The organism is Gemmata sp. (assembly GCF_051859125.1).
Lineage (GTDB): Bacteria > Planctomycetota > Planctomycetia > Gemmatales > Gemmataceae > Gemmata.
Window position 1 is genome coordinate 1 of sequence record NZ_JBHYGG010000131.1, and the last position, 8,955, is coordinate 8,955.

The 8,955-nt window shown below is 69.9% G+C and carries 7 protein-coding genes; 2 read left to right on the top strand and 5 right to left on the bottom strand.

Going from position 1 to position 8,955, the window contains the following annotated elements; translation table 11 throughout:
- Positions 1-77: 77 nt before the first annotated feature.
- The gene (locus ACTIGN_RS13700) at positions 78-806 is read right to left on the bottom strand and encodes a hypothetical protein (RefSeq protein ID WP_439624689.1); all 729 of its coding nucleotides are present in this window, start codon (positions 804-806) and stop codon (positions 78-80) included.
- Between the two features lie 173 nt (positions 807-979).
- Positions 980-1,357, bottom strand: coding sequence for a TerB family tellurite resistance protein (locus ACTIGN_RS13705; RefSeq protein ID WP_439624691.1), 378 nt, complete (start codon positions 1,355-1,357; stop codon positions 980-982).
- A gap of 228 nt (positions 1,358-1,585) precedes the next feature.
- Here ACTIGN_RS13705 and ACTIGN_RS13710 point away from each other — a divergent pair, with 228 nt between their 5' ends.
- The gene (locus tag ACTIGN_RS13710) at positions 1,586-3,418 is read left to right on the top strand and encodes a hypothetical protein (protein WP_439624693.1); all 1,833 of its coding nucleotides are present in this window, start codon (positions 1,586-1,588) and stop codon (positions 3,416-3,418) included.
- A 46-nt stretch (positions 3,419-3,464) separates the two neighbouring features.
- Entirely contained in the window at positions 3,465-3,869 is a 405-nt protein-coding gene (locus ACTIGN_RS13715; RefSeq protein ID WP_439624695.1) for a hypothetical protein, read from the top strand.
- Here the strand turns inward: ACTIGN_RS13715 and ACTIGN_RS13720 are convergent.
- From ACTIGN_RS13720 to ACTIGN_RS13730, 3 genes are all read right to left on the bottom strand, one after another.
- The gene (locus ACTIGN_RS13720; protein WP_439624697.1) at positions 3,815-4,300 is read right to left on the bottom strand and encodes a DUF5678 domain-containing protein; all 486 of its coding nucleotides are present in this window, start codon (positions 4,298-4,300) and stop codon (positions 3,815-3,817) included. The genes ACTIGN_RS13715 and ACTIGN_RS13720 overlap by 55 nt on opposite strands.
- A gap of 16 nt (positions 4,301-4,316) precedes the next feature.
- Positions 4,317-7,058, bottom strand: coding sequence for an aconitate hydratase AcnA (gene acnA, locus ACTIGN_RS13725; protein ID WP_439624699.1), 2,742 nt, complete (start codon positions 7,056-7,058; stop codon positions 4,317-4,319).
- A gap of 250 nt (positions 7,059-7,308) precedes the next feature.
- Positions 7,309-8,871 carry a hypothetical protein gene (locus ACTIGN_RS13730; RefSeq protein WP_439624701.1) on the bottom strand — a complete coding sequence of 521 codons (1,563 nt, stop codon included), beginning with the start codon at positions 8,869-8,871 and terminating at the stop codon, positions 7,309-7,311.
- Positions 8,872-8,955 lie beyond the last annotated feature (84 nt).

Consider the following 8,955-nt stretch of genomic DNA (forward strand, 5'->3'; position numbering starts at 1 on the left):
CACGCCCCCCGCTCGCCAAGTGGTCGCACCCCCTCGCTGGCGCTCAGGGTTCGCCCGCGACCGCCGCGCGGCGCGCGTCACTCCTTGGCGGCCTGTTCGAGGAGCGTCTTGATGCGGTTCGTCACGTCCTCGCGCACGGCCGAGTCGTTCTTCACCTCCTGCGTCACCTTCTCCATCGCGTTCACGTAGTGCATGTGCTTGTCGTTGAGGTACCCGACGCGGAGCTGGAGGGCGTTGTCCGCGGCGAAGTCGAACTTCCACTCGCCCGCGTCCTTCTTCATCGTGACGACGGCCGTGCCCGCCCTCGGCATCTTCATCGACCGCACGAGTGCGAGGAAGATCTCGGGCTTCAGGCTCCAGTTGCCGGCGCTCGGGTTGTCGCCGCTGAAGCCGGGGCCGGAGAACACCAGCGTGCCCTCGGCGGCGTCGCCCGACTCCTTGCCCACGGTGACCTGCACGTCCTTCGGGAACGGGTCGAGGAGCGCCAGCGCGAGCTTCACCTCGTCGCGGGCGAGCTTCCGCTCGTTGAGCTGGTACGTCAGGTTGTCGATCGCGGTACCGAGCTTGGCGGCCGCGGCGCCGCCCCGCTTGAGCTGCTCCGCGTACTTCTCCGTGCAGTACAGCGAAGCCATGTCGTACTCGCGCTTGCGGACCGCCTCCTTGAAGAAGTCGGCGGCGGCCTGCGGGGTCTCGGCCTTCTTGTACCCGCGGACCGTGCGCTCGGTCTCGGTCTTCTTGAACAGGAACAGATAGGCCCCGCCGCCGACGAGGGCGACGAGGACGAGGAACCCGAGAATGCGGGGCATGGTGACACCTCGGAGATGAGCGGGATGATGACGAGCGGGCGAACAATGCGTGCCCGGGGTTTCGACCCCGGGCTATTCTCGGTGACCCCGTTGGGGGCACACGGCCGCTGGACCCCGAAGGGGTCACCGGGTACAGCCCGGGGTTGAAACCCCGGGCACCTCACCGGGCTGCTTTACGACGCGTACTTGGTGACCAGCGCGTCGAACTCGGGCGACGTCTTCTTGGCCGACGCCTTGAGGTCCTTGAGGAACGCCTTCTCGGCGTCGTCCACCTTGCCGTCGGCGAAGATGAACTTCTGGAGCCACGCGGCCTCGGTCGCGCTGATGTCGCCGTCGGCGAGGATCGCCTTCTTCACCACCTCGAACACGAACGCGTGGAACTTCGCGACCGCCCGCGGGGCGCTGTTCCGCAGGTCCACGAGGAACTCGGCCTCGGACTTGTTGATGACGCCGTCGGCGAGCAGCTCCTTGCGGATGATCTCGGTCTCCTTCTCCTCGATGTAGCCGTCGGCCAGGATCAGGTCCTTCGCGAGCTTCTTCCAGTCGGCCATAGCGCACACTCCTTCACGGGTGAGTCGACAGGGTGGCCGGCGACGCGCCGGCACCGTCGGAGGTCTTGGGTCTGTCGGAGACTATACTCCCCCGCGGCCCGGAAAGCACGCCGCACCCGCGCGCCGGCCGTGGTATCTTGTTCCAGCTCCCGCACGCCTCCGTCCCGACGTGTTGTTCGCGTCCCGCCCGCGTTTATCGTGCGGCCTCTCTTCGTTCCGGTTGCTCCAATGCGCGTCCTCCTCGCCGTCTGTCTCCTCGCGTGCGCCGCGGCCCAGGCCGTGCCCGCCGACCCGCCGAAGACCGCCCGCACCGAGTTCACGCGGCTGGTCGCCCACTGGGACGGCTACGCCGACCCGGACTACCTGAAGTTCGTGGGGGAGGCGCGGCCCGACGTGTGCCAGCTCGGGTTCTACGGCGGGCACTTCTACAGCCTCGCCCACACGCCCGAGTTCAAGGGCTACCCGGCGCACCTCCCCGTTCAGGGAATCGCCGAGTGCGGGAAGTGGTTCGAGGAGCGGAACGCCGCGGTCCACAAGCTCGGGCCGAAGGTGGTCGGGCACTTCAACGTCACGTTCCTCGTCGGCGAGCCCGACGGCAAGGACGGCCCCCGCGGGTTCTTCAAGTTCTACCGCGACCTGTGGGACGAGAAGGAACTCGGCCCCAAGCCCGTGAAGGACCCGCTCGACCTGATGGCCCGCAACGCCGACGGCACCCCGATGGCGTCGAAGCAGTACAGCATCGGCCAGATGCGCGAGTTCACCGCGTGCCTCAACAACCCGCACTGGCGCACCGTGCTGAAGGCCTGGGCCAGGCGCGGCATCGAGCGCGGCGTCGACGGCTACATCGCGAATTACTTCTACCGGCACAACTGCGTGTGCGAGCACTGCCAGAAGGGGTTCCGCGACCACCTCGCGACGGGCTTCACTCCCGAGCAGGTGAAGGAGAGGTTCGGCATCGCCGACGTGAAGGGGCACACGTTCACCGAGATCGTCGGGTGGCACGACCCGAAGGACTCGACCCCGCTGCGCCGCGAGATGCTGAAGTGGTCGCAGGCCAGCACGAAGGAGGCGTTCGACGACGTGTTCGTGAGGTACGGCCGGTCGCTGAAGCCGGGGCTGATCGTCGCGCAGTGGAACCACCTCGGCGACTTCAACCAGGTGTCGGGCGACGAGCGGAGCCTGCTGCCGGCGCCGCTGTGGGGCCGCGACGAGGACTACCTGTGGTACAGCACCGGTGGCGCGGCGAACTTCACCGACCTCGCGGCCGGGGTGTACGGCGAGGGCACGCTCCAGGCCCGCTACATCCGCGGCGCGTTCGACGACAAGCCGTTCACGCTCGGGAAGTACGAGGGCACCCGCATCCGGGCCGCGATCGCGGAACTCGCCGCCAACGGCGGCGCACCGATGGGGTTCTACACGCGCTTCAAGGACCCCGCGGCCCGTGCCGAGATCGTGCGCTACTACAACTTCCTGGAGAAGAACGACGCGGCGTACCGCGGCAACCGCTCGCACAGTGAGGTGCTGCTCCTGTTCCCGCGGACCCGCGTTCACGCCGGCGACGTCGCGGCCGTCGAGGCGTTCAAGAAGCTCGGCAAGTCGCTGCTCGACGACCACGTCCTGTTCGACGTGCTCCCCGACGACCTGCTGACGCCGGCGGTGAGGGAGCGCTACCGGGCGGTGCTCGACGCCGCGAAGCCGGCCGAGTTGCCCGCGGGCCGGAGCGTGTTTTCGGCCGCGAAGGCGGTGCGGGTGTCGGCGAGCGCGCCGGCGACCGGCGGCGAGGTGACGCTGCACTTCGTGAACTACGACCGCACCGAGCCGAAGAAGCCGCGCGACCCCGGCTCGGGCATCGCCGACGAGAAGCCGGTCGCCGCCGACGGCGTGACGGTCGACCTCGCGCTGCCGGCGGGGCTGAAGGCGACCGCCATTCGCGTGTCGTCGCCCGAAGCGCCCGACCCGGTCGAGGTGAAGTTCATGGCGGGCGAGGGCCGCGTGCGGTTCGCGGTGCCGAAGTTCCTCGTCTATGCGATCGCGCGAATCGAGACCGCCCCCGCGAAGTGACGGGATCACGGCGGCGCAGTGACTACACCGCGAACCGGGGGCGGACATGGCCGACGAGCCGTGGTTCAACATCGTGCCGTACGACGCCGACTTCGAAGCGGCCCTCCAGAAGACGCGCGCCGCCGTGTTCGCGTCGGGGAACTACACGCTCACCGGCACGAAGAAGCCGCGGTCGATCGAGGAGGTCGTGAAGCGCGGAGGCGACGAGGGGACGAACTCGATCCTCGACATCGCGCGCGTCGCCGCGAAGCCCGCCGACCGCGCGGCCGCGCCGCTCGCCGTGAAGAAGCTCGTGAAGCTGTTCGGAACGGAGCACCCGACCGAGAAGGACTGGTGGGCGAACTACCTCGCGCTGTGGGACGAACTGGAGCCCGGCCGCGCGGCGATCGTGGTGCTCTACGCGGACGACCGCCCCGACAAACTCGCCTTCGCCGGACTGGCAATGGAGTAGTTCAGCCGCCGGAGATGGAGAGCACCGAGCCGCGGGACGGGCTGCGGTTGGTCGGTCACCAGGCGGGTGTAGACCGGGGCGCCCGGCGACTGCTCGTGTGCGGCGGTGAGCACGTCGATCTCGGTGCCGCCGACCGCGACCACCGCGCCGCCCCGCACGGCGACGTACTTCCCGGGGTGCTGTTCGAGCAGCGCCGGGAGTAACCGCTCGAAGGCCTCGTACTCGGGAACGAGGGCCGGGTTCGTCGGCCGCTGCGGGTGCCGCCGCGGCCGGTCGTCGGGCGGAAGTGGCACCTCGATCGGCACCGCGCCGGCCGGGTCGTCGCGCACGGTCACCTCGATGTCGTGGTCGCCCGGGGCGACCTCCGGCGGCAGCGTGAGCACGACCCGGTGGTCGTCGCCCACCCTCGCTCGAACGCGGATCGTGGTCACGGTATGTCCCCCTTCGTCACTTCCCCGCAAGGAGCTGCCGCAGCACGTACGGCAGGATGCCGCCGTTGAGGTAGTAGTGGACCTCCTGCGGAGTGTCGATGCGGCACACGGCCTTGAACGCCACGTCGGTCCCGTCGGCCCGCTTCGCGGTCACGTCCAGCTCCTTCGACGCGCCGGAGAAGTTCCTCTTCAGCCCGTCCACCAACCCGGCGATGTCGTACACCTCCTCGCCGGTCAGCCCGTGGCTCGCGGCCGACTCGCCCGGCCGGAACTGGAGCGGCAGCACCCCCATGCCGACGAGGTTGCTGCGGTGGATCCGCTCGTAGCTCTCGGCGATCACCGCCTTGACGCCGAGCAGGTTCGTGCCCTTCGCGGCCCAGTCGCGGCTCGACCCGGACCCGTACTCCTTGCCCGCGAGGATGACGAGCGGCACCCCGTCCTTCTGGTACGCCATCGACGCCTCGTAGATGCTCGTCACCGGGCCGTCCGGGAGGTGCCGGGTGAACCCGCCCTCGACCCCGGGCACGAGCAGGTTCTTCAGCCGCACGTTGGCGAACGTGCCGCGCATCATCACCTCGTGGTGCCCGCGGCGCGCCCCGTACTGGTTGAAGTCCTTCTGCTCGACCGCGTGCGACAGCAGGTACGCCCCGGCCGGGGAGTCCTTCTTGATGTTGCCCGCGGGCGAGATGTGGTCGGTGGTGATGCTGTCGCCCAGCAGCGCCAGCACCCGCGCCCCGGTGATCTCGTGGACCGGGGGCAGGGCGGTCGTCATCCCGCGGAAGTACGGCGGGTTGGCGATGTACGTCGAGTTCCCCTCCCAGGCGTACAGGTCGCCGGTCGGCACCCGCAGCGCCTTCCAGCTCGCGTCGCCCTCGTACACCGACCCGTAGATCCGCTTGAACGACTCCTCCTTGAGCGACTTGGCGATGACCTGCTCGACCTCCTCGTGCGTCGGCCAGATGTCGCGGAGGAACACCGGCTGGCCGTCGGCCCCGGTGCCGACCGGCTCGGTCTCCCAGTCGATGTCGACGCGGCCCGCGAGGGCGTAGGCGACGACCAGCGGCGGCGACGCGAGGTAGTTGGCCCGCACCTCGGGGTGAACGCGGCCCTCGAAGTTCCGGTTCCCGGACAGCACCGCCGAGACCACCAGCCCGTTCTCGCCGATCTCCTTCGACACCGCGGCCGGCAGCGGCCCGGAGTTGCCGATGCACGTCGTGCACCCGTACCCGACGACGTTGAACCGGAGCTGGTTGAGCGGCCCGATCAGCCCCGAGTCGGTGAGGTAGTCGGTGACGACCTGCGACCCCGGGGCGAGGCTCGTCTTCACCCACGGCTTGGTGCTCAGCCCGCGGGCGGCGGCCTTCTGGGCGACGATGCCGGCGGCGACCATGACCGACGGGTTCGAGGTGTTGGTGCAACTCGTGATCGCGGCGATGACGACCGAGCCGTCGGACAGCGACCCCGGGGCCACCTCGGGCTCGGGCGGGTGCTCCTTGACGCCGAACGGGCCGGACGTTGCGGCGGCCATCGGCAGCGCCGCGGGCGCGGCCTTGGGCTTGGCGGCCGCCTTGAGCTTCGGCAGCGCGTCGGCGAACCCCTTCTTCATGTCCTTGAGCAGCACCCGGTCCTGCGGGCGGGCCGGGCCGGCCATGCTCGGTTCGACGGTCGCGAGGTCCAGTTCGAGCGTGTCGGTGTACGCGGCCTCGGGGGTGTTCGCGTCGTGGAACAGCCCCTGCTCCTTGTAGTACGCCTCGACCAGCGCCACCAGCTCCCCGGGCCGCCCGGAGTTGGTCAGGAACCGCAGCGTCTCGGCGTCGACCGGGAAGATGCCGCACGTCGCGCCGTACTCGGGGGCCATGTTCGCGATCGTCGCCCGGTCCGCGAGCGGGAGCTGCGCCAGCCCCGGCCCGTAGAACTCGACGAACTTCCCGACCACGCCCTTCTTGCGGAGCATCTGCGTGACCGTCAGCACGAGGTCGGTCGCGGTCGCGCCCTCCTTGAGCTTGCCGGACAGCTTGAACCCGATCACCTGCGGGATGAGCATCGACACCGGCTGGCCGAGCATCGCGGCCTCGGCCTCGATCCCGCCCACGCCCCAGCCCAGCACGCCGAGGCCGTTGATCATCGTGGTGTGGCTGTCGGTGCCGACGAGCGTGTCCGGGTACGCCTGGCCCTTCGGGTCCACGAACACGCACCTTGCGAGGAACTCCAGGTTCACCTGGTGGCAGATGCCGGTGCCGGGCGGGACGACCTTGAAGTTGTTGAACGCCGTCTGGCCCCAGCGCAGGAACGTGTACCGCTCCTCGTTGCGGGCGTACTCGAGCCGGACGTTGTCCCGCTCCGAATCGGCCGTGCCGTACTCGTCGACCTGCACCGAGTGGTCGATGACGAGTTCGACCGGGACGAGCGGGTTGATCCGCGACGGGTCGCCGCCGAGCGCCTTCATCGCGTCCCGCATTGCGGCGAGGTCCACGACGCACGGCACGCCGGTGAAGTCCTGCATGAGCACGCGGGCCGGGGTGTACGCGACCTCGGTGACCGGCTCGGCCTTCGGGTCCCACAGCGCCAGCGCGTCGATGTGCGCCTTGCTGACGCTCAGGTCGTTCTCGTTGCGGAGCAGGTTTTCGAGCAGGATCTTGAGCGAGAACGGGAGCTTCTTGGCCTGCGGGTGGACCTTCTCGACGGCCGACAGCTTGTGGATCGTGTACGGCTTGCCGCTGACGGTGAGGATCGAGACGCTGTTGAAGCTGTTGGGCATCGTGGGAACCCGGGGCGGTGAAGAGAGGCGATATGGGGGTATTGTTGCCGGTGCGCCCGAAACGGCAACCAACGACCGGGGTTGGAACGGCCGGAAGCAATGGCACGCGGATGAGGCGGATGGGACCCAGGATCAAGAGGATCAGACAGAAATCATTCTTTGAAATGCGATCTTGTCCGATCGGCTCTCAATCCTGCCTTTGATCCGCGGCATCCGCGTGCCATCGCTTCTCTTTTGAGCCCACTGAGTTCTACTTTCCCAGCCTCTCGAAGAACTCGCGGACGGCGGCGCGGTCGGCCGGGGTGAGGGGCTGGCCGGCGACGGCGGCCGGGGCGGAGCGGGCCGCGTTCTGGATCTGCGGGGCGAGCCTGGCCGGGTCGGTCGTCGTGAAGGCGTTGCCGAAGTCGCCGCTCCCCGACGGCGTCTTCTGCCCCTTCGGGTCGACGAACGGCACCCGCACGCGGACGTCGCGGTTCGCGGTGTCGCCGCCCTTTCCGTCGGGCCGCGGGCCGGCCGCCTGCCCGCCTTCGCCGCCCTCGGTTTGCGCGTCGGTGCGGAGCTTCCCGGCGCGCTCGGCCTGGGCCTGCGCCTCGCCGGCCGCCTGCGCCTCCTTGCCGATCTCGCCGACCCGCTCGGCCGCGCCTTCGAGTTGCCTGGCCGCCTCGGCGCCGTCGCCCTTCTCCAACTGCTTCGCGGCCCCGTCGAGCTTCTCGGCGAGATCCTTGAGCGGCTGCGACTGCTCGGCCTTCGCGCGCTCCAGCTCCTGCTCCAGCCCGCTCGCGTCGCGGCCTTCTTTCTTGGCCTGCTCGATGAGTTGCTCGAGCTTCTCGCGCGCCGCGGCGTTCTCGCCGGCCCGGCGGACCGCGTCGCGGAGCTTCTCCAGCTCCTTGCGCAGTTCCGGGTCGCCGGGGTTCTCCGCGGCCCGCTTCGCGAGTTCGTTCAGAGCTTGTTCGGCCTTGGCGAGATCGCCCTTGGCGAGTGCCTTCGCCGCGTCGCGCACGCCGGGTTGCTTGAACTCGTCCCCCCTGGCCGCCGGGGCGTCGAGTTGCTTGAGTTGGCCCTCCATGCGGGCGAGGCGGTCGAGCGACTCGCGCTCGGTGGCGCGTGCGGCGTCCTCTGCGGCGGTCACGTCGGCGGCCCACTGCGGCGTGGCCGCCTGCTTCGCCTTCGCCTCGCGTTCGAGCCGGTCGAGTTCGGCGCGGATCGCGGCGACCTTCTCGGAACTCGGCTTGTCGGCTGCAGGGGCGGGCGGCTTCGGTTGCGCGAGCGGCAGCGGCGGCGGCACCGCGGGGTCGTTCGTCTTCTTCGCGAGATCGGCCGGCTTCTTGTCGCCGTCGGTGAACAGTGTGGTGTCGGTGACCGGGTGCCAGACGAACGCCAGCACCACGAGCGCGGCCGCGAAGCCGGCGGCGTACCAGGCCGACCGCGGGAGGCGTAGCGGGAACTTGTCGGCCACGCGGATGCCGGCCGCGTGAGTCTCGGCGTCGGCGAGGACCGCCCGCGACACATCCGAGCTTCCTGGTCCGACCTCGACTGCGGCCGTGACGCGCTCGTGGAGCGCGAACCGCGCATCCACTTCGAGCGCCGCGGCGGTCCGGGCCGGGTAGCGTCGTGCGGTGACGACTGCGGCAACCAACGCGGCGGCGCCGAGGAGCGGGGCCGCGACCCACCACCGACCCGGCTCGACCAGCGCCCACGCGACGCCGACCGCGAGCGCGACCACCGCCCCCGCGACCAGCGCATCGACGAACCGCTGCGCCGCCAACCGCCGGCGGGCGCTGCGAACGACTCGGTCAACGGCGGGCGTGGTCACGGCAGACCTGTTTGGTTGAAGTCGGAACTGGTTGGCGGGCCGCCGCGGAGGGCGGCCCCTACGAACCAAGCGGATCTGTAGGGG